We start from the raw sequence: 26,724 nt of genomic DNA, 5'->3' as shown, positions 1-26,724 counted from the left end.
GCTTATGAAAATTACAAACATTGTTTTAGCTGCTGCTTGCGGGCTTCTTTTTTCAAGGTGTCAATCACCGATGCCGGAAGTCCCTGAGCAACGCAATCATTTTAATCATGAAATTTTTGAAGAACACAAACTTCCGCCAAGAGCGAGTTTTTTTGCTTTTGAAGCGCAAAACCTAGACAAAAAAGAACAGTCTGAGCGGTTTATGAGTTTGAATGGCAATTGGAAGTTTCATTGGGTAAAGAGTCCCAAAAAACGACCAAAAAATTTTCATAATGTCGCCTTTGATGACAGTGATTGGAAAACCATACCGGTTCCCAGCAATTGGGAGGTTGAAGGATATGGGCATCCTATTTATCTCGACGAGCGATTTCCATTTACCACAAAGTGGCCGGAAGCACCAAAGGAATACAATCCAGTAGGGACCTACAGAAAAACCATCGACCTGAAAGAAGACTTTAGACAGGGGCGTGTAATACTTCATTTTGCAGGAGCCAAGTCGGCGATGTACGTCTATGTAAACGGACAATACGCGGGGTATTCCCAAGGATCTAAAACTCCCGCTGAGTTTGATATTACTGACTTAGTCCAAACAGGAAAAAACACCTTGGCCTTACAACTGTTTCGCTGGTCTGATGCCAGCTATCTCGAAAGTCAAGATATGTTGAGAATGAGTGGTATTGAGCGCGAAGTGTATTTGTATACGAGACCCAAAGTATTTGTAGAGGATGTCGGACTTACCTCGAGTTTGACGAATTCGTATGTGGATGGGGTTTTTAACGCAAGGGTAACTTTAAAAAACACGACCGCTGAACCCGTAAATAGAAACCTGACACTTACTCTAAAAGATGGGAATACTACGCTGTTTGAACACGGGGTTCAAGTTACCATTCCCGGAAATGCAGAGAAAAGTATTTCTGTTGATGACTTGGTTAACAAGGTACAACCGTGGTCAGCAGAGATTCCGAAATTATACGAGCTGGAGATTAAAAATGAAGCCTTAAAATCAGACAGCAAAACACCCGAGTATTTGAGGTTTACCGTAGGTTTTAAAAGTGTAGAGATCAAAAATAGTCAACTACTAATTAACGGAAAAGCAGTTTATTTTAGAGGGGTTGATAGGCATGAGACAGACCCGTATACAGGGCATGTAGTTTCTCGTGCATCTATGGAACGAGATATTACCTTGATGAAAAGAAACAATATCAATGCAGTGCGTTCATCGCATTATCCGAATGATCCGTATTGGTTGTCGCTCTGTGATCGCTACGGATTATACGTAATCGATGAGGCAAATATAGAAAGTCATCCCTTAGCCATAGATAAAACCACGCAAATAGGAAATGAATTGTCGTGGTTACCAGCTCATTTGATGCGCACGCAACGCATGTACTTCCGAGATCGAAATCATCCGAGTATTTATGCTTGGTCACTGGGAAATGAGGCAGGTGAAGGAGCAATTTTTAAAAAGACCTACAGCTGGTTAAAAGAACAAGACCATCATCGCATAGTTCAATACGAACCGGCAGGACATGAAGCGTACACGGATGTCTATTGTCCTATGTATCCGAAACCGGAAACGCTCGAAGAGCATGGGAAATCGGGAGCAAAGAAGCCAGCGATCATGATTGAGTATGCCCACGCCATGGGGAATTCCGTTGGGAATTTACAAGATTATTGGACAATCATTGAGCGATATCCAAACTTGCAAGGTGGTTATATTTGGGACTGGGTAGATCAAAGTTTAGAATACAAGGATGACCGTGGAAATCCCTATTTGGCCTATGGACACGATTATCATCCGGATTTACCAACGGACGGGAATTTTTTAAACAATGGATTGGTTGACCCGTATCGCAATCCGCATCCGCACCTCTCAGAAGTTAAAAAAGTATACCAACCAGTTCAATTTAAGTACAAAGGAAAAGGAAAATTAGAAATTGAGAATAAGCATTTCTTTAAAGCGTTGCATCGAGTAAAATTGAATTATAAAGTTCTTAAAAATGGAGAAGTTATGCTCTCTGAAGAATTTGAAATGCCTGAACTAGCACCACAGCAATCGACAGTGGTGTTGTTGAAATCGATACCACAGTCCTTTGATAATGGAGAATACCTACTCAGGGTAGGAATGCATCAAACGCAAGCCACTGCACTAATTCCAGAGAATCACGAATGGGCTTGGGAGGAATTTTTGATTCACAAAGGGAAGAAGGTTGTTCAGCCTAAACTCACTGATGGAGAAACATTGAAACTTGACCATAAGGCAACAATCTATACGATGCATAACGAGGCGGTTACACTCAGTATCGACGATACAACTGGTGAAATTGAGGACTGGTCTTTTCAAGGAGTACAAATTACTGCTGCGGCCATCAAACCTAATTTCTGGAGACCTCCAACTGATAATGATTTAGGGAATGGTATGGATAAATGGGCAAGGATATGGCAAGAAGCCAGTTATCAATATACAGCACTACTGAAAGGAACTCCCAGCATAACAAAATCGGGGGTAGAATTTCAGGTACAATACCGCATACCGAGCTCTTCAGCTCAATTAGTGGGGGTGTTTACCCTTAACAATTCAGGTGCACTGACTGTTCGATGGGATTATTCACCCTTAAAAGCTAAGCTTCCTGCTATCCCTAGGTTGGGGATGTATTTGACTCTTTCCGACAAGTTCAAGAAACTAGCTTGGTACGGTAAAGGACCTGATGAATCGTATTGGGATAGAAAGTTAGGACAGAAAACAGGAACCTATGAAATGACTATAGTCGATGATTTTCATCGCTATGCACGACCGCAAGAAACAGGAAATAAAACGAATGTTCGTTGGGCTGCTGTAAAGTCGGATGAATTAACCATACTTGTTTCAAAAAACGAAGGGTACTTTAATACGAGTGCATGGCCGTTTTTGATGAAGGCATTGGATTTTAGCACAGAAGAAGCTGCGAGCTCGGCATCTGGCTTGGTACCTGTTACAAAAAAGCACGGAGCAGATATTCGCATTGACAATTGCGTGCAATGGAATATTGATTACGGACAAATGGGAGTAGGAGGTGATACTTCTTGGGGACGACGTGTTCATCCCGAATATACCCTGCCAGCGAATCGTAAGTACCGCTATACATTTACAATTGAACCTAAAAAACATTAAACTATGCAGTTCATAACTTTTATTGCGTTTACCGCACTTGTGGCTCTTGTTTCTTATATAAAAAGCAAGGGAACTAACGAAAAAACCTCCGACGGATACTTCTTAGGAGGAAGAAGTTTAACAGCTTGGGTGATTGCAGGTTCTCTGCTCTTGACCAATCTATCAACAGAACAGATCGTTGGTCTTAACGGAGCGGCATTTAAAGAAGGGATTCTCGTGATGGCCTGGGAGACTTTGGCAGCCATAGCAATGGTGGTAACGGCTATAGTGTTATTGCCGAGGTATTTAAAGCAAGGAATAACTACCGTGCCTCAATTTTTAGCATCTCGTTATGATAAAACCACCAAAACATTGGCATCAGCCTTGTTTTTATCAGGATACATGATTGTATTGCTCCCCATAGTGCTCTACACTGGGGCGCTGGCATTAAATTCGATGTTCGATGTGCCGGGAATTTTGGGGGTATCTAAAACTGTAGGACTCTGGATAACGGTATGGGCAATAGGAATCATTGGTAGTATTTACGCCATTTTTGGCGGATTACGTGCCGTGGCAATTTCTGATACAATTAACGCTATTGGGTTGCTTGTCGGAGGCTTGCTGATTCCGGTTTTTGGTCTATTACTCATAGGAAACAACAGTATTATTACCGGAATGGAAGTATTGTTAACAGAGGTTCCTGAAAAATTTAACAGTATCGGTGACCACAAAGCATCGGTCCCTTTTTCAACGATTTTTACTGGAATGATGCTGGTGCAGCTTTTTTATTGGGGTACCAACCAGGCCATCATCCAGCGAGCGCTCGGAGCTAAGAATTTGAAGGAAGGACAAAAGGGATTGATGTATGCCGCAGCGATTAAAATTATAGGTCCCTTAATTGTGGTGCTTCCTGGTATCATAGCGTTTTACCTATTTGGTGATTCCTTGACCAATGGAGATGAGGCGTACCCGGAGTTGGTAAAAAAAGTACTTCCTCCGGGGTGGGTAGGGTTTTTCGCCGCTACCTTATTCGGAGCTATATTATCGTCCTTTAATTCTGCTTTGAATTCTTCAGTGACCTTGTTTGGCGTAGATATTTACAAATCTCATATCCGCAAGGATGCCAGTGAAGCACAAATGGTAAAAGCCGGGAAGAAGTTTGGGGTAGTGTTGGCAATTGTTGCCATGTGTGTTGCACCGTTGCTGTTGTATGCAGGTTCAATTTTTTCCTATTTGCAGGAAGCAAACGGAATTTACTCAATTCCCATACTAACAGTGATAGTGGTGGGGTATTTTACGAAAAGAGTTCCTGCAATCGCTGCCAAAATAGGGATCGTTTCAGGGTCTTTATTGTACATTTTAAGTCAATTTATTCTTAAACCTTATGTAGTAGGAGAGGATAATTACCCTCATTTTTTACACGTAATGGCTATACTTTTTGTTTTGAATGCACTGATAATGCTGTTGATAGGAAAGTGGTATCCTAGGAAGGAAGCCTTCGAATTAAAGGATGTTAAAAAGGTAGATTCCAAACCTTGGAACATGGCCTATACCTTTGGAGCAGTAATTTGTGTAATCGTAGTGTGTATCTATATCTATTTCTCATAGTTATGAATGAAACCTTAAAAAATATTGTAAAGCAACAATTTAAACAGCGTTTTAAATCGAGTCCTATGCTCGTATTTTCGCCGGGCAGAATTAATTTACTGGGAGAACATACAGATTACAATCAAGGTTTTGTATTTCCTGCTGCTATTGATAAAGGTATTGTAATGGCTTTGGGGAAAACCGACGAAGCGACTAGCGCTTTGGTGGCATTGGACAAGAATGAAACCTATCGCTTTTCGGTTGACCAGGTAGAACCTAGTGAATTAGGAGGTTGGGAAAACTACTTGTTGGGCGTAGTTGCTGAAGTTCAAAAACAACGTCGAATTAACAGTAATTTTAAAGTGGTGTTTGCAGGGACCATACCTTTTGGAGCTGGATTATCATCGTCAGCGGCATTAGAAAATGCTTTGGCACTAGGGCTTAATCTCTTATTCGACTTAGGGATCCCTAAACGAGAACTCATTCGAATTTCACAAAGAGCCGAGCATAATTTTGTAGGTGTAAAATGTGGAATCATGGATCAATATGCTTCGATGTTCGGAAAGAGAAATCAGGCCATGTTATTGGATTGTAAATCCTTGCAAGCGCAGTATTTTTCATTGAATTTACCAACCTACACTTTTGTACTCTTGAATACGCATGTGAAACACAGCTTGGGTGATAGTGCTTACAATCAACGAAGAGAGGCCTGTGAGTCGGTAGCGGCTGCATTGGGAACCGCTTCGCTGCGCGATGTATCACTTGATATGTTGGAAAGGGTGCAAGGAGAATTACCGTCGAATTTTGTGCAAAAAGCCGAATATGTGGTTGAAGAAAATGCTCGGACAGCACAAGCGGCTCAAGCCTTATTGGCCAAAGACTACGAAGGCTTTGGTCAACTCATGTTTGCCACCCACAAAGGACTGTCTGAAAAGTACGAAGTGAGTTGTGACGAATTGGATTTTCTCGTTGAGGAGGCGGAGAAATTTAATGGTGTACTCGGAGCTCGAATGATGGGGGCTGGTTTTGGAGGTTGTACGCTTAACCTAGTACATAAGGAAGTAAAGGAAGATTTTATCGTTGCATTGTCTCAAGCGTATCAAAAACGTTTTCAGGTAGCACTTTCAGCTTACACCGTGCAACTCTGTGAAGGGACTCGCTTACTCGATAATAAATAAATTGCAAAATTAGAATATGTTGTTACCAGAAAAATCACACAAAAGGCGAAACATCCTTACGGATGAATGGGTGTTAGTTTCACCACATCGCGCCAAACGACCATGGCAAGGGCAAAAAGAAACTCCGGCGATCCCCGAAGCTACTTATTACGATCCTAGTTGTTATTTATGTGCCGGAAATAAGCGAGCAAATGGGACAAAAAACCCATTGTATAAGGGAACTTATGTTTTTACGAACGATTTTGCTGCATTGAATATGGATTGTGAAACCGAAGGAGTTCGGGAAGGATTGTTTCAAACTCAAGTAGAAAAAGGGATCTGTAGAGTTGTTTGTTTTAGTGAAGATCATTCAAAAACATTGGCAACGATGCAAGTAGCGGAAATTTCAGCAGTGGTCGCTTTATGGCAAACTGAATACGAAACTTTAGGAGCGCATTCCGATATTAATTACATCCAAATTTTTGAGAATAAAGGAGCCGTTATGGGCTGTAGTAACCCACACCCTCATGGTCAAATATGGGCACAATCAAGTTTGCCAAATGAGGTGGTTAAAAAAGAAAAAACTCAAAAAGACTATTATGGAGCTCGGAAGGAAAGCTTATTGCAAGCCTATTTAGAAAGTGAAATGACCCTGCAAGAACGCATCTTATACGAGAATGATTTTTGTGTTGTTTTAATACCCTTCTGGGCAGTATGGCCTTACGAAACGATGATTGTACCGAAAAAACAGCAGGAAGCGATTACAGAAATGTCTGAGGAAGACCGCTGGTATTTTGCAGAGGCAATTCAGGTAATTACCAAGGCCTACGATCGTTTGTTTAACTGTTCATTTCCTTATTCTAGTGGTATACATCAAGCACCTACTAATGGAGAAACTCATGATTACTGGCATTGGCATATGAGTTTTTACCCTCCATTATTACGCAGTGCTACTGTGAAAAAATTTATGGTAGGCTATGAAATGTTTGGGATGCCACAACGCGATATCACAGCCGAAATGGCCGCCGAGAAGTTAAGATCGTGTATTAAAGTTGAAAAGGAATCCTGTAGTAAGTAGCGTAGCTACTATTTTATTAGTATTTTAGAGTGTCAGAAACGCAATTGTCATATATGATGAAAAGAATTATTGGAGTAGTGCTCCTCAGCATTTTTTTGCTTGGTTGCCAAACGACAGAAACCCCTGTCGTAGATTATGAAAAGGATAAAAGTGAAATTTTAGCCGTGATGAAAGCTCAAGAAAAAGCTTGGTCTAATCATGATTTAGAAGGCTTTATGCAAGGGTATTGGAAAAGTGATTCCTTGAAGTTTTTTGGTAGTAATGGAGTGACTACCGGTTGGGAAAAAACCTTGAGTAATTATAAAAAAGGATATCCGACTAAGGAGTATTCCGGAACTTTGAAATTTACCATCCACGATGTTTCTGAAATAACCCCAGGAGCCTATTCGGTAATGGGGGAATATCATTTGACGAGAACCATGGGAGCTGCCAACGGAGTTTTTATGATTATCTTCAAAAAAATTGACGGACAATGGAGAATAATAGCAGATACTTCATGTTAGAAGTCTGTTTTGAATAAGTAACAAAAATTAAGAGATCTGCTGATCTCTTTTTTTATTCTATGAACATACAAGAAGTTTATCAAAAAGCCATCGCTTTTGCGGGAACACAACATAAAAATCAACTCGTACCCGGCAGCTCATCCAACTACGTAGTGCATTTGTCAAATGTAGCTATGGAAGTGTTAGTAGCCCATAAAGCCAATCCAGATTTTAACCTAGTTTATGCGGTTCAAGTAGCCCTGCTGCACGATGTGTTAGAAGATACGGATACCAGTTATGAATGCTTGCAAAAGACTTTTGGAAATGCTGTAGCTTCTGGCGTACTGGCATTGACGAAAAATGAAGAGCTAATTTCGAAACCCCTACAAATGCGTGATAGTTTGCAGAGAATCCGCCAGCAACGCAAAGAGGTAAGCATCGTAAAATTGGCCGATAGAATTACCAACCTTCAAGAACCGCCACCTCATTGGACGGAAGAGAAAAAGCAAAATTATTTGCATGAAGCAAAAGAGATAGCTACGACGCTGGGAGAAGCAAATGAATATTTACATCAGAGGATTTTAGAAAGAATGGAAGTTTATCAAGGTTTTATAGGATGATTTTGGTCTGATTTTTGAAATCGTTAACTAAAAAACGATGAGAAAATTTGTACAAATTTGTTTAACTTTTTGTGTGGCTCAATCTCTTTTTAGCCAGGAAGTAGCACAGTGTAAGGCGCCCCAATGTGCTGCGGGTTCTAACGTTATTATAAAAGCAGCTACAGAAAAGAATGGTGATATTCAGGTAACTCTAGTGAATTGTACTAGCGATACGCTCGTAGTTTTTGGCGGATATTCTGGGAAAATACGTTTTAACAAAGAGATTCAGGACAATAACGGTAGTTGGAAACCCTATGATCAAGAAAGTAAGTATGCTTATTGGTGTGGAACTGGTTTGCGTTCTTTGACCATCCCTAGCAATTACTGTACGCGAGAAAGTTATGAGCAATCCAGATTTAAAGGCAGTTTTAAAACTAAAATTAGATTCTCATTTGTACTTGATCAGAAGGTCGTTTATTCAAATCCCCAAACGGCAATGGTGAATAAAAAACTACTATTAACACCAGAAGACCGCAGTATAAATGCTTTAAAGAAGGATTTAAAGACCCCCGAACGGCTCACAAAACAACAGAAAGACAACTACGTGAATCAAGTTGTGCTACATAGGTTTAGCAAAGGAGACCATCGTCAGGCCTATGAAGATTTAAAAAACTATAAAAGCTTGCTAGCACCCGGTGAATTTCGAGCATTGGAGTTAGCCTTATTGAGTAAGTACGTTGGAGCAGCAAAGAACCTAAGCAGATTAGAAAGGGCTTTGTTGGCGAGTAAAATTATTGCTGTTTGCGAAAGGTTGATCGAGGTAAATTACCCAAGAAAGAAACGCGTTCAACAGTATCGAAAATTCTATACCCAACATCTGTTAACGGCTGAAGAATTTCAAAGAATGAACCCGACGTCTGCTCTTTACCAGTTAGTTGTTTTAAAAGAGTCGAGGTTGACCAATACAGAAGTTGTGCTTCGATTTAAAGCCAAATAAAAAATGCCCTAGGCTAGTGAGCTAGGGCATTTTTTTATAAACTTTTACATTTTTGTCGTAACCAACTGGTCTCTTCCTCATTTAAATGGGGCGTGAGTTGAGTCAACACGTGTTCGTGGTACTTGTTTAACCAGTTAATTTCTGCAGTGGTAAGTGCAGTGGTATCTATTAATTGAGTATCGATATAACAAAGCGTCAATGCCTCGAAACCTAAGAAGGTGCCAAAACTTGTTTGATTGACTTCTTTTGAGACTACGATGTTTTCTGTACGAATTCCAAATTCATTGGCAACGTAGCATCCAGGTTCTATAGTGGTCAATTGCTTTGCTAAGTGTGGAGTGGTACCTCTTGCAGTCGTAGCTCCTGTCGCAAAACCTTGAGCAGGTTCGTGTACCATCCCAAAACTTCCGATTCCGTGTCCGGTTCCATGTGGATAGTTCATTCCTTGCTTCCACAAGTGAACTCGGGCAAAAGCATCGAGTTGTGCTCCAGTTGTTCCCAGCGGAAATTCTATTTGCTCGAGCTCTATATATCCTTTTAATACACCTGTGTAGGCGGTGATGATTTTTTCAGTTGGAGTACCTCCTAACCAGATAGTTCTGGTGATATCTGTAGTTCCGTCTTGGTATTGACCTCCACTATCGACGAGTAAAATACCTTCATTACTAACAATTGCCGATCCTTCTGAAGGAGCGGTATAATGAATGATGGCACCGTTACCTTTATATCCAACGATGGCGGCAAAAGACTCTCCGGTATAGTATTCTTGTTGCTGTCTGAAGCTGTTGAGTTTTCGACCGATTTCGTATTCCGATAGGGTTTGTTTTTTCAACGTTTTTTCTAACCATATGAAAAATTTGGTCAAGGCAACTCCGTCTTTGATCATACAGTTTTTAGCACCTTGAATTTCAACCTCATTTTTGATGGCTTTCAATTCTTTTACCAATGAGTTTTCAAAAGCGAAACGTCCTTGGATAGCTTCAAAACAAGCGTAGTTCAGGCTCGCAGCATCGGTAAGTACCGTTGTATTCGCGTCCAAACTTGGCAGATAAGTAGCGATAGCATCGTAATTCTGTACTTCGATTCCCAACTTTTGAAAAGCCTTTAAAGCTCCTTGGTTAAAACGATCTGTGTTGCAGAATAGTACAGTCGTTGTTACGCCTACCAGTGCGTAAGCCGTTACTAGGGGTGTAAAATCGACATCCCTTGATCGTATGTTAAAGAGCCAAGCAATCTCGTCTAAAGAAGAAAATAGGTAGTAGTCTGCATTTTTTTCTTTGAGAACTTCCTGTACTTTCTGTAGTTTAGAAGCAGTGGTTTCACCACTGAACTCTAAAGGATGAATGTCTACGGCAAAGTTTGGCAACGCAGGTCGGTCTGTCCAAAGTGTTTTTGCAAAGTGTGGACAATTTGTGATTTGTTGATTCTTTTGAGCAGTAAAGCTTTGTAGGTAAGTGATCTGCGCCTTAGAAAACTGACGGTAATCCAAACCTATACTGCTGTTCGCAGCCAGCAATTCAGTTAGCCAAGCTACGTGTTCAGGTGCGTGCGGAATGGATTGCTTAAAGAGCGTAACAGGTGTGTCTTTACACTCATCTTCAAACTGAAGAAAATAACGAGAATCTGTCCACAGCGCGGCGATTTCTTGCGTTACGACTAAGGTACCTGCTGATCCTGTAAATCCAGAAAAATAGGTGCGTAACTTCCAATGGTCTGCCACGTACTCCGATTGATGCGGGTCAGTAGAGGGTATAATAAAGGCATCTAATTGATTAGATGCCATGTATTGTCTAAGTGCTTGTAAACGTTGTGCAATCATACTAAAAGTGATTATGAGAACATTTTCGCAACTTTTTCAGCCTTTCTGCTTTCACTGTAATCGTAGAAGCCTTCTCCTGACTTTACTCCTAACTTTCCTGCCATCACCATATTTACTAATAGTGGACAAGGTGCGTATTTTGGATTTTTAAATCCGTCGTACATAACATTTAAGATAGATAAGCAAACGTCCAATCCAATAAAATCGGCTAATTGTAAAGGTCCCATTGGGTGTGCCATACCTAATTTCATCACTGTATCGATCTCGGCAACACCTGCAACACCGTTGTAAAGTGTTTCGATAGATTCATTGATCATAGGCATTAATATTCTATTTGCCACGAATCCTGGATAGTCATTTACTTCAACAGGAACTTTATTGATTTTTTTGGTAAGGTCTACAATTACTTCCATCACTTCATCAGTAGTGTTGTACCCGCGAATAATTTCAACCAATTTCATAATTGGCACTGGGTTCATGAAGTGCATACCAATAACCTTTTCAGGACGAGAAGTCGCCGCTGCTATTTGCGTAATAGAAATTGATGAGGTGTTGGTAGCCAATATAGTATCAGGTCCGCACGCAGCATCTAAATCTTTGAATATTTTTAATTTTAAGTCTACATTCTCGGTAGCAGCTTCCACGATCAAACCGACGTTTTGAACACCTTCTTGAACAGAGGTAAAGGTAGTGATGTTTGCTAGTGTCGTGTTTTTATCAGTCTCAGTGATTTTTTCTTTGGCAACCATTCTGTCTAAATTCTTAGTAATGGTAGCAAGACCTCTGTCTAAAGCAGCTTGTGAGATGTCTATTAATTGTACTTGATATCCGAATTGTGCAAAAGTATGGGCAATACCATTCCCCATAGTTCCAGCTCCGATAACAGCGATATTTTTCATAAATGTAGTATTTAGTGTGTTTATTTTTTGTGTATGTTTTACTTTTTGAAACAATCAATTATTTGATGTGCAACGCGCAGTGCTTCCGTTCCTTGACGCAGTGAAACGATAGGGGTCGTATTGTTGTGAATAGCGTCTGCAAAAGATTCTAACTCGTCCAAAATTGCATTGTTGGCAGTCACTTTCGGATTTTCGAAATAGATTTGTTTTTTAACACCTTCGGCATTTTGTAAAATCATGGCAAATTCACCAGGTTTTTCAGGAGCGTCTTTCATTTTTACCACCTCTGATTTCTTTTCTAAAAAGTCGACAGAGATATAGGCGTCTTTCTGGAAAAATCGAGACTTACGCATGTTCTTCATAGAAATACGACTTGCGGTAAGATTGGCAACACAGCCGTTTTCAAATTCGATTCGGGCATTGGCAATATCCGGAGTCTCCGAAATAACTGAAACCCCGCTAGCATTTACGGATTTAACCTTTGATGGTACTACCGATAGAATGATATCGATATCGTGGATCATCAAGTCTAATACTACAGGAACGTCTGTACCTCTCGGGTTAAATTCTGCCAAACGATGTGTTTCGATGAACATCGGAGAGTCGATAAGGTCTTTAACTGCTGTAAAAGCAGGGTTAAAACGCTCCACATGTCCTACTTGTCCACGAACGTGGTATTGGCTAGCCAAAGTTCTGATTGCTTCAGCTTCTTGCAAGGTATTCGTTATCGGTTTTTCGATAAATATATGCTTCCCTTTTTTGATAGCTTCTTGAGCACAGTCAAAATGAGAAAGAGTAGGAGTAACGATATCAACAACATCAACGGCATCGATCAAAGATGCTACGGAATCAAATAAGGTATAGCCAAATTCGTCGGCAACTTTTTGAGCGTTTTCTGTAAACGGGTCGTAAAATCCAACCAATTCGTATTTCTCCGATTGTTGTAATAAACGCAGGTGTATTTTTCCGAGGTGACCTGCTCCTAAAACTCCAGCTTTTAACATATAGTAAATTGTTTTAGTTACCGAGAAGTACCGTGGGGTTCGAAAGGCTACGCCGCAGTGTCCCGGTAGTGAAAGTGTTATTAATGCGCTATAGATTTTTAAAAATCAACGCTAACAAAGATACACTTTTAAAGATATTTATTCCTATTTTTGAGCCACTGAAATTAGGCAATTTAGTGAGAGATACAACCAAACATCAAGGGCTTAGAAATCAATTGGCCAACGTATTGGAAGCGAAGGGGATTACAGATGATCGCGTACTCGCTGCAGTGCGTAAAATTCCCAGACATTTATTTATCGATAGTAGTTTTGAAGAGCACGCTTATCAAGACAAGGCATTTCCTATAGCAGCAGATCAAACCATTTCTCATCCGTATACCGTGGCTTTTCAAAGTCAAGTGTTGGAAATTAGTCCGGGTGAAAAGGTCTTGGAAATAGGTACGGGATCAGGGTATCAAACAGCGGTGTTATTGGAGTTGCAAGCAGAGGTGTTTACTATTGAACGTCAGCATGAGTTGTTTAGAAGAACCAAGCTCTTTTTACCTAAAATTGGATATCGCCCTAAGCGATTTGTTTTTGGTGATGGTTACAAAGGACTTCCAGAAGAAGCTCCTTTTGACAAGGTAATCGTTACGGCAGGTGCTCCTTATGTACCCAAAGCTTTGCTAGCGCAGGTTAAAGTAGGAGGGAAATTATTGATTCCTGTAGGCGAGGGAGCGCAAATAATGACCTTGTTCATCCGAAAAAGCCCTAAAGAGTTTGAAAAATACGAACTGGGCGATTTTAAGTTCGTCCCCATGTTAAAGAAGAAAAATTAGTAGAATGTTGCGATTAGAACAAAGCCATAAGCCCTTTGTAGTGCTTATGACTTTGTAAGCTCGGTTTTTATTCCAGCTTAGGAATTGTTCTGAGCAGCTGCAGCGTCACCATTTTGGGCTGTCTCTAAAGTCATCGGTTCAGAGATATCAAACCAAAAGTGAAATTGCTTGTCTTTGTATTCTCTAGCGAGGTGTACATTCGGGCTGTTATTGGATATACGCCAGGTGTTGTTCTTTTCTTTCAACATGATCGTTCCTATCGTATCGAAATTTCCCGTTGTCGTGTCCAATATGCTAAATTTAAGACCAAATTCACTGGTGCTAAAAGCGCAACTTCCCGAAGCTTTCGCTTCGATATAATTATCAGCACTGGAATTGTAGGGCAACAAATCGTCCCAATTTCCTGTGGCGTTCATACAGTGATGCGCTGTTACTGAAACGCGCATGAGTTGTCCTTGTTTGGTTTTGTTGGTGATGTGGATAAAAGCTCCTTTTCCCATGATAGTTAGAATTTAAGGTTAGTACTCGTGTTTTTTGAGAGAACAGCTCTCTTATTACCTCTAAATTCGCATTTTTTTGAGAATAAAAATATGTCGCCTTATATCATCTGTTAGAAAAGTTGAAGGAATAAAAAAATCCGCTCAAAAGCGGATTTATTGAATTTGAATTGAGTAAACAACTATTCAGCTACTGTTGTTTCAGCAACAATAACTTCTTGTTGTTGTGACTGTTGTTTCGTTTGTTTGGTTTGTTGTGCTAAACCACAAGGGCTTGTACTTCCACAAGAAGAAAAACCTAATAAACTAACTGTACAAATTGCAATAAATACTACTTTTTTCATTATTTAATAATTTAAAGGAATCAAATATACATATTTCTGATTAATTTATCAGAATCTTCTTTCGAATCTATAACGTTGAGTGCAATCATTTTATTTTGCACGCTTGAAATTAATTCTTCTGTCATCGGGGTTCCGTCGTTCCATTCAGTAATCGATAGCCATTCTTGAATGTCGTTCAATTGCTGTTCGTAGCGAACGGAAAGCGTTTGGTCAATTTGGGGAATCGATTTAAAATCTCGAGTACAAGCGTTGATGATATTCAACACTTTTTGTACTTCTTCAAAGTTCGATTCGAGCACTTCATCTCTAACGGCCACCACAAAACAAGGCCATGGAGTAGGGCAATCACCAAGTCGTCTAAAAGTACCGTTATCTACGAGGGGTTTGGTGGTAAAGTGTTCCCACATAAAATAATCTGCGCTGCCGTCGGTTAGGGCAGCAATACCTCCTTGTAAATCGCCGACTACCTTAAATTTGAGCTCGTCAAGGTTCCAACCTCTGTTATGAGCATTTACTATAGCCATCAAATGCGATCCGGAACCGTACCTGCTAATCGCAATAGTCGCCTTCTCCAGATCGTCGATGTGCTGAAACTTTGATTTAGCACCGACGTGAATCCCCCAAATAAGTGGGCTTTTGACAAAGGTTTGCGTTATTTTTGACGGGTTACCGTTGATGATATCTTTGATGATTCCTTCGGTAAGGACAATGGCGATATCGATCTCACCAGAGCGCAAAGCTTTGCACATAGCACCAGTTCCGCCGGGAAAATCTTTCCAGCGGAGATTGATGTTTTCTTTGGTGTATGATTTGTTTTTTAAAGTAATGTACCAAGGATAGTTAAAGTGCTCTGGTACACCACCAACTTTTAAGTTCAGCATCTATTCTGCTAATTTATCAAGTGTATAACGAATTAAATCTTCTACTGTCTGACCTGGATTTTCACTAAAGGTTCCGTTGGCTCTATTTGCAATGATAGCATTCATCGAGGCCGCGCGGTGACCTAGTAGTTTCGCTAGTCCGTAAATGGCAGAAGTCTCCATCTCTAAATTGGTAATTCGGTGTGCTCCGTGAGCAAAGCTGTCAATTTTAGCATTGAGGTCAGCGTCTTGCAATTCGAGGCGTAATACACGTCCTTGTGGTCCGTAAAATCCACCGGCAGTAGCTGTGATTCCTTGAACTACTTTTTCAGATGACAATTGTGCTCCTAAACTCGCATCGTTCGAAATGACGATAGGACGAGACTTGTGAGGATGCCATTGCGTATGTGCTATAAAGGCCTCTTCCAAATCTGGGTTCGCAATACTGTCAATTTGATACGAGTGCATCATCCCGTTTAAATCGAGCGCGTGAGAACTCAATAAAAATGAATCGACAGGAATGTCAGCTTGTAGCGATCCGGAAGTTCCAATTCTCGTAATTGATAACTGCGTATGTGTTTCTTTAACAGTTCTCGTAGTTAGGTCAATGTTGACTAAAGCGTCAAGTTCGTTAAGTACGATGTCAATATTATCAGGACCGATACCTGTTGAAATAACGGTTAGTCGTTTTCCTTTATAGGTACCAGTGGTAGTTTTGAATTCTCTTTTTTGAGTAGTGAATTCTATATGGTCAAAATGTTTAGTTACTTTGTCAACTCTATATTGATCTCCAACAAAGATAATATCGTTAGAAATGTGTTCTGGTCTTAAGTTAAGGTGATAAATACTTCCGTCGGCATTTAAAATGAGTTCAGAGTGTTTAATATTCATTTACGATGTAATTTTGAGAAGCTTGTTTGTATCTGTTAAGTACAAGTAGCTGTATTTTTTCGAACCGCCAAGATACGAAAAATCAGAACGTATTTGTGCATAGTAGTTTAATTGGTTTTCCAAAACGGCTTTTCCTTTTTCACTCAGTGTTACCGGATTGAATTTATCAAAGAGTCCTTTTAGCTGGGTGAGTTTGTTAAAGTATTGACTATCACCGAATCCGTAGTTGCCTTGATTTCGTAAAATGCCACCGACGAATTGGTGTTCTGAAGTGAAATTTTCTTGGGTAGCCAGTTGAAGAATTTGATTTTCTAGTTTATTCAAACCATTTTTAATAGACGGAAAGCGCTGTAAATGGGCAATGATTGCCTCGTGAAGATAGGTAAAGGCAGAGTTCTTATTCAGTTGAAGTGCCGTTTCTAGACGCAGCGGACTATCGGAGCAGTACAATTGCCACATATAATCTGCAAATTCAATATCGTCTTGACTGAGTGTTTTTCGATTGTCATAATGGTTTTGTAGCTCTTCATCGCTCAATTCTGCCAGTCCAAAAAGACCTTCACGAGTCGTCAATGAACCACTACATACCAAAGAAATCTGCCTGTTTTTTCGGTAGCGTTTTAACCAACTGATAACGGCCAGCATGTTAATCTGACAAAACAGATCGTATTCAAACCACAGTACAATTTCATCTTGTTCTTTTTGATTACACAATTTCCGGTATTCTTTTACCGTTAAATCTATAAACGTTTGTTTGGGCGTTTTGTAAGCTTGACTAAAAAAGTCATAGCGCGTTTTCCAAAAGCTTTCACTTCCGACGTCCATGATGGTTTTTCCTTCGCAGAGCATTTCTCTCCAAGTGACAATGGTGCCTGAGAAGTTGAGTTTTTTTAGGAGATTTGTGGTGCAGTCACCATTAGTGATGTGTAATTTTAAAGATGCCATATTTCTGGGGATTAGTAATAGTTCTTAACAGTTACAGTATAAACGAGCAATTCTGGTAAAAAGTACTAGTGTGCTCATTTTTAACATTTTGTAATATTAAGAGAAAAAAATATAAAAACAAAAATGCCGAGAAAATTTTCTCGGCATTTTTGTTTTATCCGCCCACGCGCTTTACGCGAAAGCCTTTATCTTTTAGGAGTTCCATGATGTTGTCTCGGTAATCTCCTTGAATGATAATCTGATCGTCTTTAAAACTACCACCAACACCCAAATGTGTTTTGATTTCCTTAGCTAGCTTTTTGAAATCGCTTGTAGCTCCTGTATAACCAGCTAAAATCGTTACGGGTTTTCCTTTGCGTTTTTCGTATTTACACAGTATAGGATCGTCCTGCATCCAGATGTCTGGCTTGGTTTCTTCCGGTTGCTCTTCAAATTGATGTTCCGGAAAAAGGTTTTTTAATTGATCTTGTAAATCCATCTTACTTGATTAATCCCAGTTCGCGTAAACGCTCGTTTAAGAATTCTCCAGCGGTGATGTCTTCGAATTGTTTTGGGTTATTCTCGTCCACACAATTGTCTAATACATCTAACTTCATTTCTGAAATTGGGTGCATAAAGAAAGGAATAGAGTACCTTGAAGTTCCCCATAATTCTTTCGGAGGATTTACCACGCGGTGAATAGTTGACTTTAATTTATTGTTACTGTGACGTGATAGCATGTCACCAACATTAATCATTAATTCATCAGGCTGAGCGATAGCGTCAATCCACTCTCCTTCGTGGTTTTGAACTTGTAATCCTTTTCCGTGAGCTCCCATTAACAAGGTAATTAAGTTGATATCACCGTGAGCCGCTGCACGAACTGCACCTTTAGGCTCTTCCTGAATTGGAGGGTAGTGGATAGGACGTAAAATACTATTTCCATTTTTGATATATGCATCGAAGTAAGTCTCTTCTAAGCCCAAGTGCAATGCGAGTGAACGCAATACGTATTGCGCAGTCTTTTCTAACATTCTATAAGCCTGCTTTCCTACTTCATTGAATTTAGGTAATTCATTAACAGAAACGTTTTTTGGATATTCCGCCTCTAATGCTGGATCGTCTTCAACGTATTGTCCAAAATGCCAAAACTCTTTTAAATCACCTTCTTTCTTTCCTTTTGCAGATTCCTTTCCAAATGAAACATAACCTCTCTGTCCTCCAATTCCAGGAATTTCGTACTTCTGCTTCACATCTAAAGGCAGTTCAAAGAAGTTTTTGATCTCTTCGTATAAATCGTCAACTAATTTGTCGTCAAGGAAGTGACCTTTCAAAGCGACAAATCCGATATTTTCATAAGCATTCCCTATCTCGTTGATGAACTTTTGTTTACGAGCTTCATCTCCAGATAAAAAGTCTTGTAAATTTACACTTGGAATTTTATTCATTGTTAATAAGTTTTATTTTTTACGCTGTAAAGGTAGTGAAATCAAGCGTATGAAGGAAAATTACTTATTAACAATTGGGATCATATACGAGAGCGTATAGAAGAATCCAAAACCAGTATTCGTTTCAAATACACGGTTAAATCCTGGTGCATACAAGGTTTTAAAGTTGCTCTGGTCATCTACGCTCAACATAATTTTATACGAAAATCCACCGCTCACGTACAAGTTCTTTAAGGTTTCTACTTTGATACCTAGCTGAAATTCAGTCCAGTGTGCCATAAGTCCTGATTCTGCTCTGGGTGTGGTAACTGGTATACTTGGAAAGTAAATAGGGGTATTGGTTGAGCCTGTTGTTACGTTAGGGGTGTAGCTGTCTAAACTGTGTTCAAAGAGCGCCAAACCATAACGAAATCCTACAAAAATTTCATTGGTCATGTCGAGCCAATTCTTGTAGGCATTGTAATTTACTCCGACTCTCATAAAACTTCCCTTCGAACTCGAGGTCAGAAAATCTTCAAAAGAAGTCTCTTTTTCATACCCCATTTCAGCAGCTACATACCAGCTTTTGCTAATGCGATAATCTCCCACGATTTCCAAACCGCTGTAACTTTTATCGACAAAAGACAAGGTGGGTTTGCTCAGGTCAACTCCAAGTCGAATTCCATAGGCTGTTTTGTATTGCGTGCTGTCTTTTGGAGTGCTGTTTTGCTCTTTTTTTTGAGCAAAACTCGACGAAATAATACTCAAAAAGACGGTGATACTAATGATATATTTTAACATGAGCTCGTGATTGATTGTCGATGGTGTTTACATCGGTTGGTGTAAGTGATTGAATCCAAGTACCCGAAGGGGCAGTTACCGTAACATTGTTAAAAATATAGCGGTAACCGCAGGAACGAGAAACGTATTCCTCCTGGGCTTTGTAGTTGATGGTGAGGGTGCTGATTTGATTGTTGGCAACCTTTCCGTCTACCTCGTTGATTTTTAAAGTGTATACCGTGGTCGTCGCTGCACTGTTTAAGGGAATGGCTATAGAGTCCAAACTCTGGTTAATGACCAGACTGTCTGTTTTTCCTTGAGCAATAATCGATAAACGCGAAACGTTTTTGGTTTTTGTTTGGTCACTATTGTCATAAAATCGAAGTACTAGGTTAGGAGTTACCGGAGAAGACGTACAAAAATCATCTTTCTCACAACTGGTGAGTCCGAGCAGTGCTAGAATGCCGAGGTAGAATATTTTTTTCATGTAGAACTTACTTTTCGAATAGTACAACTGTTTCTATGTGTGCCGTGTGTGGAAACTGATCTACTAAACTTATTTTTTTGATTTGATATCCTGCCGCCATGAGCTCTTCTGTATCACGAGCCTGGGTTGCAGGGTTACAAGATACATAAACCATGCGGTCAGCATTTAAATTTATGATTTTTTTAAGTGTTTTTGGAGCGATACCAGCTCGGGCAGGATCTAAGATAATCGTGCGGATTTTGTTGCGGTATTTCGGGTGCTCCTGTAAAAATTTTCCTACGTCGGCAGCAAAAAATTCAACGCCAGTTATATTGTTACGCTTCGCATTTTTGCGAGCATCTTTAATGGCTGCAGCCACAATATCTACACCGATAATTTGGGTGTTTGTAGCGCGTGAAGCAATAATCTGACCGATGGTTCCTGTACCGCAAAACAAATCCATGACAACGGTATTGTCAATTGCTTCTTTATTTTCTAAAGCGTAGTCTACAACTTTACTGTACAGTTTTTCTGCAGATTTTGGGTTGGTTTGAAAAAAGCTTTTCATGCTGATTTCAAAATTTAAATCGAGTAATTGCTCTACAATTTTTTCTTTACCGTAAATCAATTCGATGCTTCCGCTAGTAGCAATCGTACGATCACCTATTTCATCATTGATAGTATGGAGAAAACCAGCAACGCGATCTCCAAATAAAGAAACCAAATACTGAGCAAAAGCATCCAAGTCAAATTGTTTTAATCCGTTAGAGGTAGTTACCAGGTTAAACAAAAGTTGATTGGTTTTGTATGATTTTCGCACCACAAAATAGCGGAAAAAACCTTCTTTTCTCGGAGCGTGCCAAGGTGCTAATGTCGTGTTTTCACAATAGTTCCTGATCTTGTGTAGGTTTGCTTCTAGCGCTTCGTCAAAAAGACCGCTGTCGGTGTTTAAGTTTTCACCCATCCACCAAGTACCACGTCTCTTAAAGCCTAACGTGAATTCATCGACGTCTGATTTTTTCTCGGCATCGTACCCAATAGCAGAGAAGCTGTATTCCATTTTATTTCTGTAGTGGAACGTGCTCGGTGAGCTTACGAACTCGTCGAAATAGTCTTCGATGTCACTAACCTTTCCAATTTTTCGAAACAAATCCATGGTACTTTGGTATTTGTACTCGTGTTGTTTTTCTATTGGGAGTTTGATGTAGGGAGCTCCTGGGATTTCTTGATAAGGCATGTCTACTTCTTGATCAGAAGGTGTAAGTACCTCTAAAAGTTTGCATTCAGCATACTTCTTTTTTGATTTATCTACACGGGCTTTTACAAATTGTCCTGGCAATGTGTTCGGAACAAACACGACGAATTCTCCGTGCTCGTTTTTAATGCGTCCAATTCCCTTTCCACCGAAGGCGTAGTCTTCGATGAGAATTTCAATAGTTTCTCCTCGCTTCACAAATTTGTTGCGTTCTCTTCTTGGCATCTCTCGTTTAATTTATCGAATGCAAAATTAGAAAAGAAATTTTGTATGGATGCGTACCAAGTCTGATTTTAATTTTTTTCTAAGAAATTAGTGAACCTTTCTGTAGTTTTAACGTTCTGTGTGTAGAAAATACCATGAAAAATAAGCAAAACATATCAGAGGAAGCACTGATTCGAAAGTTTCAAAAAGGAGATTCAAAGGCTCTAGTGCCCTTGGTAAAGCGGTATCATAAACTATGGTGTGCATTGGCCTATGAAATTTTAAAGGATGCCGATTTGGCTAAAGACGTGGCTCAGGAAGCTTGGAAAGTGATAATAGCCAGTTTGCCCACGATAAGTGCAACAGTGAAATTCAAGGCTTGGGGGGCACGGATTGTGAAAAATAAGAGTATCGATGAGTTGAGGCGACAACTCCGACTGAGGGCTAGGCAGCAAGCCCTGTTGAGGACTGGTTTCAACTGGGAAGTAAACGAAGCGGAACGCATTGGGAAGGAAGAGCGATATCGGGCTGTACTTAAAGTATACAAAACACTTTCGGAAGAACACCGGCAGGTTCTTCGTTTGTTTTATGTCGACAAGTATTCATTGAAAACGATGGCTAGCCTGCTGGGAATATCAGAAGGGACCGTGAAATCTAGATTGTTTCACGCGAGAGAAAAGATTAAAAAAAACGTAAAAGTTACATAATATGAAAACAACAGAAGAAATAGATGCGTTAATCAAGGAAACCTTGACGCAAGAAGAAGCTAAATTTTATCAAGAATTGGAAGAGCAATCGATATGGCAAATGGTTTGGGGGCTGTTTGATGGTAAAAACAGATGGATTATGTTTGCCATGAATATCATGACCCTGGTGTTTTTTGGTTTATTTGTCTATTGCGTTTGGAAGTTTTTTCAGGCCGAAGAGTTAAAAGAACTACTCAAATGGGTTGGGGGAGCGGTGATTTTTATGTTGGGTGTCAGTATGTTAAAGGTTTTTGCGTGGTTGCAAATGGATAAAAATGCTATTTTAAGAGAAATCAAGCGATTAGAGTTACAAATACTGTCATTATCTTCAAAATTGTCCGACTAAGATTTTAAGAAACAACGAATATTTAGTAATTTGCGGGCTCTAGGGATGATTTCTCTCCCACGCTGCTTTTTCGAGTTCTTCGAAAGAATAAAGGTATAGTAGGAATGGTTATTTTATGAATTTTAAAAAAAATTAAAGAAATGGCTGTTTTAGAACAATTAACTTCACAGCAAGCAATCGATTTAGAAAACAAGTACGGAGCTCATAACTACCACCCATTACCAGTGGTATTGAGTAAAGGAGAAGGAGTGTTTGTTTGGGATGTTGAAGGAAAAAAGTATTACGATTTTTTATCTGCATACTCAGCTGTAAACCAAGGGCATTGTCATCCTAAAATTGTTGGAGCAATGGTGAATCAAGCACAGACCTTAACATTGACGTCAAGAGCGTTTTACAACGATATGTTAGGGCGCTATGAGCAATTTGCTACCGAATATTTTGGATTTGACAAATTATTACCGATGAATACTGGTGCTGAAGCAGTAGAGACGGCGTTAAAGATTTGTAGAAAATGGGCTTATGAAGTAAAGGGAATCGCCGAAAACGAAGCAGAAATTATCGTTTGTGAAAACAATTTCCACGGAAGAACAACAACGATCATCTCTTTTTCAAATGACCCTGTTGCAAGAAAGAACTTCGGGCCGTTTACCAATGGATTTATCAAGGTAGAGTACGATAACTTACAGGCTTTAGAAGAGGCGTTAGCATCGAGCAAAAACGTAGCTGGATTCATGGCTGAGCCAATTCAAGGAGAAGCTGGGGTTTACGTACCGTCAGAAGGGTATTTAGCAGCGGCAAAAGCGTTGTGTGAAAAGTACAATGTATTGTTTATTGCGGATGAGGTGCAAACTGGAATTGCGAGAACAGGAAAGTTATTAGCAGTACAACACGAGGAAGTGCAACCTGATATTTTAATCTTAGGAAAAGCATTGAGTGGAGGTGCATACCCTGTATCAGCAGTATTAGCTAATGATGACATCATGGGCGTTATTCGTCCTGGAAACCACGGTTCAACTTTTGGAGGAAACCCAATCGCAGCAGCAGTAGCGATGGCAGCTTTAGAGGTTGTAAAAGAAGAGAAGTTAGCAGATAATGCAGAGCGTTTAGGTAAAATTTTCCGCGAAGAGTTAGGGAATTTCGCTGAAGAGAATGAATTAGTTACTTTGGTACGCGGGAAAGGATTGTTAAATGCTGTTGTCATCAATGATACAGAAGATAGCGATACTGCTTGGAACATCTGTATGAAGTTACGTGACAACGGTTTGTTGGCAAAACCAACACACGGTAATATTATTCGTTTTGCTCCGCCATTAGTAATGAATGAAGAGCAGTTAAGAGATTGTATCGATATTATTAAGAGAACAATTTCAGAATATAAAAAATAAGCTGAGTAACAGTTATAGTGTAAAAGCAGTACCTTTAAAAGGTGCTGCTTTTTTAGTTGGTCAGTTCGTATACGTTGAGGTGTTTTCTGAGTAGGCCTGAAGGAGTGTTTTGATTGGCGTCAAAAACACGAGTATCTCCAAATAAGATAAAGCTGTCTTTGGCACGAGAAACAGCGACATTTAGCATGTTGGGCTTGTTGTCTCTGTCAAAGAACATCGTGCCTTCATCTTCATTGCTGTACACGGAGCTAAACAAAATAATACTGCGTTCTGCCCCTTGTAAGGCGTGTACAGTACCCAATTTGATATTGTTGATGTTGTAACCGGCTTCAGTGAGTGCTTTAGCGAGTTCTCCCTTTTGGCTGGCGAAAGGGGTAATGATTCCTAAAACTTCTTCAATTGCTGCTACTCCGTAGGCTTTTTGAATCACTTCTTTGTTTTGTTGTAGCCATAAAACGATGGCTTTTACCTCTTCAAGGTTACAGCGGCTATTGTATTTTCGTTCACTGATTCCGTTAACGTGATATGCAATCATGGATGGAAAGGCTTGGTCGTCACGCGCTGTCCCTTTCATGGGTTTTAGGATGCCTCCATAGGCCAATTCGTTACAAAAACCGATGATTTCATCATTACACCTTCGGTGCTCTAGTAGTATTAAACCGTTTTCAAGCTTGTCGTCCAGAGGAGTTGCGTATTCGCAGGCATTTTGTGTCATTTTCATGATACTACCGTTGGAAGCTAAAAAGCCGAGTCTGCTTAATTCGTCAAAGGTGTGTTCGTCTTCGAGTAGGTCTACGGTACTCAGATTTCCCAAGTCAATGCGTGGGGGGATGGCCCAAATAGGTTCAATTTGTTTTAAATCACCCACTACAAAAGCTTGTTGTGCGAGTGAAAATAAAGGAATACTAACTTCTGGAGTAACCTGTCCTGCTTCATCGATGATTAGCAAATCGATGAAATTGTACAGCGGTAAATAGTCAAACAGGGGTTTGCCTTCTTCACTTTCACCTCGAAACTGGCTGTAAACAAAATGTGATGGCGCTGTATAAAAGGTAGCGACAAAACAAGGGGTGAGCATGGCGCGACGCTTCCATTTGGTGGTCACCGCCTTTTCTCCTGTTCCGCGTTCTGAGCTTCCGTCTAGAGCGTCCATGGTTTCTAGTATCCACCGTGCCTCCCAGTAATGGGTCGCCAATAAAAAAGCAGTATGACGGAGTTTTAAGTCAATTTCATCGTAGAAAAAGCGCGGAGCAAAATCACGCTCCTGTATTTTTTCGTATTCGTACTCCCACATAAGTGTTTCCGAGGAAAAAGGATGCCCTTCAATTTCGTGTTCGCTTTTCCAGTTTTTTAATTTGTGGTCGGCTTGTTGTAGGAGGTTTATATTGGCCAGCTGTTGTTTGATATATGAAAAGCAGGCATCTGCATCAGCCAAAGTTTCTTCGTTGATGCGGAATTTGGTAGTTGCCGTTGGCTTCCCTGAGTTGGAACAAAAATAGCTAGCAACGCGCTCCAGAAAATCAGGTGATTTTTTGGCCGCTTTTAATTCGTTTAAGCTGGTTCTTATATTGTGTAAGGTTCGTATGTCGATAGGAGCATTTGGCAACTGGTCTTCTGGGTGATACAGAAGGTTGTTTAGCGTTTTTAATCCCGTCAAAAAATCATTGGAATATTTGACGCTGTCAATGAGTTGGTCTTCTATCGCAATAATTTCCTCCTGTAGATGCACACAGGCATCTTCTAAAGATGTTTCGTCGATGTCGAAATAACTGTTGTACCGTTCCAGAAAGTACTGCTCAGCTTCGTAGAGGTAGTTGTGATTTTCTAGTTCGCAAAGGGTTCCTTCGTGCTTGAATAAGTTCCCTTTTAAGTAATTGATGTCTTTAAGGGCTTTGTCTCCTTTTGATCCTGAGGGTAGGTAGGTAGCATAGCCGTTAAAGTCCGGTATCCAGCGTTTTGATAGCGCTTCTAAAGTGCTTACCGAATTAATAAAACTGTCGATGATGTTCGTCACTGCTTGGTTGTTGTTAGAGCAAGCGAGTATGACAGGAGCATCTTCTCCTCGAATGGCTGCTTTGACTACTTCTGTAGCAACCAAACTTTGTAATAAGGTAGTTTTTCCAGTACCTGGAGGACCGTTAACGGCCATAATAGGACTCTCTTCACCAGTGAGATAAGACAGTAGCGTTTTGCGCTGACTAATTGATAGCGGAAACTCATTAGACATTTGCCCTAAGTGAAGGTGATTGTAGTATAAGAAACCTTCGTCCGTCACCGGATCTTTTCGGAGTCGGTCTTCTGGAGTGATAAGTTTTGATAACAGTGGTAATTCAGGTGCGGCATCCAGCAAATTATCATAGAGGAATAAGATGCTTTTGGCTGTTGATATTTTTGAACTTACAGCGAAATAGGTCAGTTTGTAGCGGGTAAAATACTTTGCTGTTTTGTAGTGGTATACGGAGCTGTAACAAATGGTTTGGAACACCTCGTTTACATAGCTCCAATAACTGTCCCATCCAACTGTTTCATCTTCGTACTCTGGCTCTGGAGTTTCTATGAGTTGTGCTTCAGAAACTGCGTCAATACTCGAAAAGATAAAGTCGTTTTTAACATCGGCGATGGGCGCTAGGTAATTGCGAACAATGAGAGGAAACAAGTCTTTTGGAGCCGACAATTGTCCTTTCCTGTCAATGCGAGCTTTGATCCAAAATGGGTGGATGATACGTTGTTTAAACTTGGTGTTTTCCGAATCGTGTTCTAGATAAAAGGGAGCAATAAGTATTTCCGTATCGGTAATTTCATACCAGTGTGTACTGTCTTTTTTAGTAACCCCTCGAAGTCTATTGATGCGCCTTTCTTCGTTGTCTACCAATTCTGTAGCGTGTTTTTCGCTCAGTTGTGGTGCGCTGAGGTCAGAAGAGTTTTGTCGGTACAAATGTTTGATTCTCGCGATATCTACCGCGAGGTTTTCGCTGTCAAAAAGACTGTTTTTATAGTATAACAGCCAGTTTTTTTCGTCGTTCATATGG

The 26,724-nt window shown here is 40.1% G+C and carries 25 protein-coding genes; 11 read left to right on the top strand and 14 right to left on the bottom strand.

All coding sequences use genetic code 11. The features are described 5' to 3' along the window. Window positions 1-4 precede the first annotated feature (4 nt). Genes ACKTS5_RS13115 through ACKTS5_RS13085 form a run of 7 tightly spaced genes read left to right on the top strand, consistent with a single transcriptional unit; the run spans window position 5 to window position 9,030 of the window. Window positions 5-3,151 carry a glycoside hydrolase family 2 TIM barrel-domain containing protein gene (locus tag ACKTS5_RS13115; protein WP_408044333.1) on the top strand — a complete coding sequence of 1,049 codons (3,147 nt, stop codon included), beginning with the start codon at window positions 5-7 and terminating at the stop codon, window positions 3,149-3,151. 3 nt (window positions 3,152-3,154) lie between these two features. Further along, window positions 3,155-4,738 (top strand): solute:sodium symporter family transporter, encoded by a 1,584-nt coding sequence (locus ACKTS5_RS13110; protein WP_408044332.1) that lies wholly within the window; start codon window positions 3,155-3,157, stop codon window positions 4,736-4,738. A gap of 2 nt (window positions 4,739-4,740) precedes the next feature. Beyond that, window positions 4,741-5,895: a galactokinase gene (galK, locus tag ACKTS5_RS13105; RefSeq protein WP_408044331.1), complete on the top strand. Its 1,155-nt coding sequence runs from the start codon at window positions 4,741-4,743 to the stop codon at window positions 5,893-5,895. Between the two features lie 16 nt (window positions 5,896-5,911). After that, window positions 5,912-6,952: a UDP-glucose--hexose-1-phosphate uridylyltransferase gene (locus ACKTS5_RS13100; RefSeq protein ID WP_408044330.1), complete on the top strand. Its 1,041-nt coding sequence runs from the start codon at window positions 5,912-5,914 to the stop codon at window positions 6,950-6,952. A 53-nt stretch (window positions 6,953-7,005) separates the two neighbouring features. Further along, entirely contained in the window at window positions 7,006-7,455 is a 450-nt protein-coding gene (locus ACKTS5_RS13095) for a YybH family protein (protein ID WP_408044329.1), read from the top strand. A 59-nt stretch (window positions 7,456-7,514) separates the two neighbouring features. Next, window positions 7,515-8,054 carry an HD domain-containing protein gene (locus ACKTS5_RS13090; RefSeq protein WP_408044328.1) on the top strand — a complete coding sequence of 180 codons (540 nt, stop codon included), beginning with the start codon at window positions 7,515-7,517 and terminating at the stop codon, window positions 8,052-8,054. 37 nt (window positions 8,055-8,091) lie between these two features. Beyond that, entirely contained in the window at window positions 8,092-9,030 is a 939-nt protein-coding gene (locus tag ACKTS5_RS13085; RefSeq protein WP_408044327.1) for a hypothetical protein, read from the top strand. Window positions 9,031-9,064: 34 nt separating this feature from the next. Here the strand turns inward: ACKTS5_RS13085 and ACKTS5_RS13080 are convergent, their stop codons facing one another. The 3 genes from ACKTS5_RS13080 to ACKTS5_RS13070 are packed head-to-tail and all read right to left on the bottom strand — an operon-like array spanning window position 9,065 to window position 12,752. Continuing rightward, window positions 9,065-10,849 carry an aminopeptidase P family protein gene (locus ACKTS5_RS13080; protein ID WP_408044326.1) on the bottom strand — a complete coding sequence of 595 codons (1,785 nt, stop codon included), beginning with the start codon at window positions 10,847-10,849 and terminating at the stop codon, window positions 9,065-9,067. Window positions 10,850-10,860: 11 nt separating this feature from the next. Continuing rightward, window positions 10,861-11,748 (bottom strand): 3-hydroxybutyryl-CoA dehydrogenase, encoded by an 888-nt coding sequence (locus tag ACKTS5_RS13075; RefSeq protein WP_408044325.1) that lies wholly within the window; start codon window positions 11,746-11,748, stop codon window positions 10,861-10,863. Window positions 11,749-11,786: 38 nt separating this feature from the next. Continuing rightward, entirely contained in the window at window positions 11,787-12,752 is a 966-nt protein-coding gene (locus tag ACKTS5_RS13070; RefSeq protein WP_408044324.1) for a Gfo/Idh/MocA family protein, read from the bottom strand. 176 nt (window positions 12,753-12,928) lie between these two features. Here ACKTS5_RS13070 and ACKTS5_RS13065 point away from each other — a divergent pair, with 176 nt between their 5' ends. Then, entirely contained in the window at window positions 12,929-13,570 is a 642-nt protein-coding gene (locus ACKTS5_RS13065) for a protein-L-isoaspartate(D-aspartate) O-methyltransferase (RefSeq protein WP_408044638.1), read from the top strand. Between the two features lie 77 nt (window positions 13,571-13,647). On the opposite strand, the gene ACKTS5_RS13060 is transcribed toward ACKTS5_RS13065, so the two are convergent. The 10 genes from ACKTS5_RS13060 to rlmD all read right to left on the bottom strand — a co-directional run bounded on the left by ACKTS5_RS13060 (window position 13,648) and on the right by rlmD (window position 21,239). Continuing rightward, window positions 13,648-14,070, bottom strand: a complete 423-nt coding sequence (locus ACKTS5_RS13060) for a hypothetical protein (protein WP_408044323.1) — start codon at window positions 14,068-14,070, stop codon at window positions 13,648-13,650. A 179-nt stretch (window positions 14,071-14,249) separates the two neighbouring features. After that, window positions 14,250-14,411 (bottom strand): hypothetical protein, encoded by a 162-nt coding sequence (locus tag ACKTS5_RS13055; RefSeq protein ID WP_408044322.1) that lies wholly within the window; start codon window positions 14,409-14,411, stop codon window positions 14,250-14,252. Between the two features lie 20 nt (window positions 14,412-14,431). Beyond that, the gene (locus ACKTS5_RS13050) at window positions 14,432-15,292 is read right to left on the bottom strand and encodes a substrate-binding domain-containing protein (protein ID WP_408044321.1); all 861 of its coding nucleotides are present in this window, start codon (window positions 15,290-15,292) and stop codon (window positions 14,432-14,434) included. Further along, entirely contained in the window at window positions 15,293-16,162 is an 870-nt protein-coding gene (locus ACKTS5_RS13045) for a nucleoside phosphorylase (RefSeq protein ID WP_408044320.1), read from the bottom strand. Beyond that, a complete protein-coding gene (locus tag ACKTS5_RS13040) occupies window positions 16,163-17,107 on the bottom strand; it encodes a DUF1835 domain-containing protein (RefSeq protein WP_408044319.1) in 945 nt (314 codons plus the stop codon). It abuts the gene before it with no gap. Between the two features lie 154 nt (window positions 17,108-17,261). Beyond that, a complete protein-coding gene (locus tag ACKTS5_RS13035; RefSeq protein ID WP_408044318.1) occupies window positions 17,262-17,585 on the bottom strand; it encodes a translation initiation factor in 324 nt (107 codons plus the stop codon). A gap of 1 nt (window position 17,586) precedes the next feature. Beyond that, a complete protein-coding gene (locus ACKTS5_RS13030; RefSeq protein WP_408044317.1) occupies window positions 17,587-18,534 on the bottom strand; it encodes an isopenicillin N synthase family dioxygenase in 948 nt (315 codons plus the stop codon). 60 nt (window positions 18,535-18,594) lie between these two features. Then, window positions 18,595-19,314, bottom strand: a complete 720-nt coding sequence (locus ACKTS5_RS13025; protein ID WP_408044316.1) for a DUF6048 family protein — start codon at window positions 19,312-19,314, stop codon at window positions 18,595-18,597. Continuing rightward, window positions 19,295-19,780, bottom strand: coding sequence for a DUF6452 family protein (locus ACKTS5_RS13020; protein ID WP_408044315.1), 486 nt, complete (start codon window positions 19,778-19,780; stop codon window positions 19,295-19,297). The genes ACKTS5_RS13025 and ACKTS5_RS13020 overlap by 20 nt, the downstream gene beginning before the upstream one ends. Before the next feature lie 7 nt (window positions 19,781-19,787). Then, entirely contained in the window at window positions 19,788-21,239 is a 1,452-nt protein-coding gene (gene rlmD / locus ACKTS5_RS13015) for a 23S rRNA (uracil(1939)-C(5))-methyltransferase RlmD (RefSeq protein ID WP_408044314.1), read from the bottom strand. Between the two features lie 134 nt (window positions 21,240-21,373). On the opposite strand from rlmD, the gene ACKTS5_RS13010 reads away from it, so the two are divergent. The 3 genes from ACKTS5_RS13010 to rocD all read left to right on the top strand — a co-directional run bounded on the left by ACKTS5_RS13010 (window position 21,374) and on the right by rocD (window position 23,695). Then, window positions 21,374-21,925, top strand: a complete 552-nt coding sequence (locus tag ACKTS5_RS13010; RefSeq protein WP_408044313.1) for an RNA polymerase sigma factor — start codon at window positions 21,374-21,376, stop codon at window positions 21,923-21,925. A 1-nt stretch (window position 21,926) separates the two neighbouring features. Then, entirely contained in the window at window positions 21,927-22,310 is a 384-nt protein-coding gene (locus tag ACKTS5_RS13005) for a DUF6768 family protein (RefSeq protein WP_408044312.1), read from the top strand. A gap of 140 nt (window positions 22,311-22,450) precedes the next feature. After that, window positions 22,451-23,695 (top strand): ornithine--oxo-acid transaminase, encoded by a 1,245-nt coding sequence (gene rocD, locus ACKTS5_RS13000; protein ID WP_408044311.1) that lies wholly within the window; start codon window positions 22,451-22,453, stop codon window positions 23,693-23,695. 52 nt (window positions 23,696-23,747) lie between these two features. On the opposite strand, the gene ACKTS5_RS12995 is transcribed toward rocD, so the two are convergent. Further along, complete coding sequence (locus tag ACKTS5_RS12995; RefSeq protein ID WP_408044310.1) at window positions 23,748-26,720, bottom strand: DEAD/DEAH box helicase; 2,973 nt, start codon at window positions 26,718-26,720, stop codon at window positions 23,748-23,750. Between the last annotated feature and the right edge of the window lie 4 nt (window positions 26,721-26,724).

The sequence above is a fragment of the Tenacibaculum litopenaei genome (assembly GCF_964514025.1).
GTDB lineage: Bacteria > Bacteroidota > Bacteroidia > Flavobacteriales > Flavobacteriaceae > Polaribacter > Polaribacter litopenaei.
The sequence above is the reverse complement of the archived record's forward strand: the minus strand, read 5'-3'. Positions and strand labels throughout refer to the sequence as shown.

What these genes read in the sequence shown, in the direction of transcription:
- ACKTS5_RS12995 (WP_408044310.1), bottom strand. Translation starts at nt 26,720, where the DNA reads ATGAACGACGAAAAAAACTGGCTGTTATACTATAAAAACAGTCTTTTT.
- ACKTS5_RS13095 (WP_408044329.1), top strand. Translation starts at nt 7,006, where the DNA reads ATGATGAAAAGAATTATTGGAGTAGTGCTCCTCAGCATTTTTTTGCTT.
- ACKTS5_RS13020 (WP_408044315.1), bottom strand. Translation starts at nt 19,780, where the DNA reads ATGAAAAAAATATTCTACCTCGGCATTCTAGCACTGCTCGGACTCACC.
- ACKTS5_RS13090 (WP_408044328.1), top strand. Translation starts at nt 7,515, where the DNA reads ATGAACATACAAGAAGTTTATCAAAAAGCCATCGCTTTTGCGGGAACA.
- ACKTS5_RS13045 (WP_408044320.1), bottom strand. Translation starts at nt 16,162, where the DNA reads ATGAATATTAAACACTCTGAACTCATTTTAAATGCCGACGGAAGTATT.
- ACKTS5_RS13075 (WP_408044325.1), bottom strand. Translation starts at nt 11,748, where the DNA reads ATGAAAAATATCGCTGTTATCGGAGCTGGAACTATGGGGAATGGTATT.
- ACKTS5_RS13050 (WP_408044321.1), bottom strand. Translation starts at nt 15,292, where the DNA reads ATGCTGAACTTAAAAGTTGGTGGTGTACCAGAGCACTTTAACTATCCT.
- ACKTS5_RS13025 (WP_408044316.1), bottom strand. Translation starts at nt 19,314, where the DNA reads ATGTTAAAATATATCATTAGTATCACCGTCTTTTTGAGTATTATTTCG.
- ACKTS5_RS13080 (WP_408044326.1), bottom strand. Translation starts at nt 10,849, where the DNA reads ATGATTGCACAACGTTTACAAGCACTTAGACAATACATGGCATCTAAT.
- ACKTS5_RS13115 (WP_408044333.1), top strand. Translation starts at nt 5, where the DNA reads ATGAAAATTACAAACATTGTTTTAGCTGCTGCTTGCGGGCTTCTTTTT.
- ACKTS5_RS13030 (WP_408044317.1), bottom strand. Translation starts at nt 18,534, where the DNA reads ATGAATAAAATTCCAAGTGTAAATTTACAAGACTTTTTATCTGGAGAT.
- ACKTS5_RS13005 (WP_408044312.1), top strand. Translation starts at nt 21,927, where the DNA reads ATGAAAACAACAGAAGAAATAGATGCGTTAATCAAGGAAACCTTGACG.
- ACKTS5_RS13100 (WP_408044330.1), top strand. Translation starts at nt 5,912, where the DNA reads ATGTTGTTACCAGAAAAATCACACAAAAGGCGAAACATCCTTACGGAT.
- galK (WP_408044331.1), top strand. Translation starts at nt 4,741, where the DNA reads ATGAATGAAACCTTAAAAAATATTGTAAAGCAACAATTTAAACAGCGT.
- rlmD (WP_408044314.1), bottom strand. Translation starts at nt 21,239, where the DNA reads ATGCCAAGAAGAGAACGCAACAAATTTGTGAAGCGAGGAGAAACTATT.
- ACKTS5_RS13070 (WP_408044324.1), bottom strand. Translation starts at nt 12,752, where the DNA reads ATGTTAAAAGCTGGAGTTTTAGGAGCAGGTCACCTCGGAAAAATACAC.
- rocD (WP_408044311.1), top strand. Translation starts at nt 22,451, where the DNA reads ATGGCTGTTTTAGAACAATTAACTTCACAGCAAGCAATCGATTTAGAA.
- ACKTS5_RS13110 (WP_408044332.1), top strand. Translation starts at nt 3,155, where the DNA reads ATGCAGTTCATAACTTTTATTGCGTTTACCGCACTTGTGGCTCTTGTT.
- ACKTS5_RS13040 (WP_408044319.1), bottom strand. Translation starts at nt 17,107, where the DNA reads ATGGCATCTTTAAAATTACACATCACTAATGGTGACTGCACCACAAAT.
- ACKTS5_RS13055 (WP_408044322.1), bottom strand. Translation starts at nt 14,411, where the DNA reads ATGAAAAAAGTAGTATTTATTGCAATTTGTACAGTTAGTTTATTAGGT.
- ACKTS5_RS13035 (WP_408044318.1), bottom strand. Translation starts at nt 17,585, where the DNA reads ATGGATTTACAAGATCAATTAAAAAACCTTTTTCCGGAACATCAATTT.
- ACKTS5_RS13085 (WP_408044327.1), top strand. Translation starts at nt 8,092, where the DNA reads ATGAGAAAATTTGTACAAATTTGTTTAACTTTTTGTGTGGCTCAATCT.
- ACKTS5_RS13010 (WP_408044313.1), top strand. Translation starts at nt 21,374, where the DNA reads ATGAAAAATAAGCAAAACATATCAGAGGAAGCACTGATTCGAAAGTTT.
- ACKTS5_RS13060 (WP_408044323.1), bottom strand. Translation starts at nt 14,070, where the DNA reads ATGGGAAAAGGAGCTTTTATCCACATCACCAACAAAACCAAACAAGGA.